The sequence below is a fragment of the Mesorhizobium sp. WSM4847 genome, assembly GCF_055811335.1.
In genome coordinates this window covers 1-1,171 of record NZ_JBVVPY010000085.1, presented here as the reverse complement: position 1 = coordinate 1,171, position 1,171 = coordinate 1, and the positions used below count along the sequence as shown (strand labels likewise).

The following is a 1,171-nucleotide window of genomic DNA, read 5'->3' as shown; positions in this document are numbered from 1 at the left end:
TTGCGCTCGCCCGAACGCGACTGCTGGTGTGTGGCATCGGCCGATCCGCCCAGCGTGTCGGCGACCGTGGCACCTCGCGCACCCATCGGCTGCTGCGCACCTGTGGTGGTGTCCTTGGCTGTCTGGTGCTCCATCTCGGCATTCAGCTCCGCCCCCACAATCAGGACAATCACAGAGATCCAGGTCCACATCATCAAGCCGATGACTGCCCCCAGGGCTCCATACGTCGCGTTGTAGTCGGCGAAGTTCTCAAGATAATAGGAAAACCCTATCGAGACCGCGATCCACACCCCAGCCGCGAGGAAGGCGCCCCATGTCGCCCATTGCCACTTTGCCCTTTCGCGGCTGGGGCCGTAGCGGTAGATCAGCGTGATCCCGAGGCCGACCAGGATCAGCATCATCGGCCACCGAAAGATCCGCACAAGGGCTTCGGTCCAACCGCCGAGGTTCAGCAGCGCAAGCATGGCCGGCACGATCCCCACCGAGACGATAAAGCCGATACCGATGAGGATGGCGCCAAGTGTGAAGCCCAAGGCCAGAAGATTCAGATGGATAAAGCCGCGCTTTTCACTCTCCTCGTAGGCGATGTTCATGGCTTCGAATAGCGTCTTGATGCCGTTACTGGCGCTCCACAGTGCGACGGCAAGGCCGAACATGAAGCCGAAGCTGAGCGCGCCAGTCTTCTGAGCAGCCAAGGACGCAAGCTGAGATCTGATAATGTCCAGACCGTCCGAAGGCAGTACGCCGCCAAGGAACGCAATGTGCTCAGCGATGGTCTGAGGATCGGCGACAAAACCGTAGATGGACACGAACGCGGCAAGCGCGGGAAAGAGGGCAAGGATCAGATAGAATGCGGCCCCGGCCGCAATCAGCATAACACGGTCCTCTGATACCTCAGCAAAGACCCGCCACAGCACGTCCTTCCAGCCGGGGCTGGGAATCTGTGACGGCCATTCGGCATCGCGTCCGCGGCCCTCCCGCTCGGCCCGCCGCTCAAGTTGCACTTGGTCTTCGTAAGCGTCGTCGGTGGTCTTCTTCGACATGGCTGCCGGTCCGGAGCATCTTCTTCGCGGCCAAACGTATGAAAGCGCCAAAGGATGCAGGTGCAGACCTGCGCTCACAAATAAACATCCACCGACTGCAGAACACTGCGCCATCCACATGCGACGAG

At 60.5% G+C, this 1,171-nt stretch carries 1 protein-coding gene; it reads right to left on the bottom strand.

Annotated features, from left to right (window positions below):
- Positions 1-1,043: YihY/virulence factor BrkB family protein (locus tag AC0L28_RS34605; RefSeq protein WP_473482973.1), on the bottom strand; the 1,043-nt coding region annotated here is incomplete at its 3' end.
- Positions 1,044-1,171: the final 128 nt, after the last annotated feature.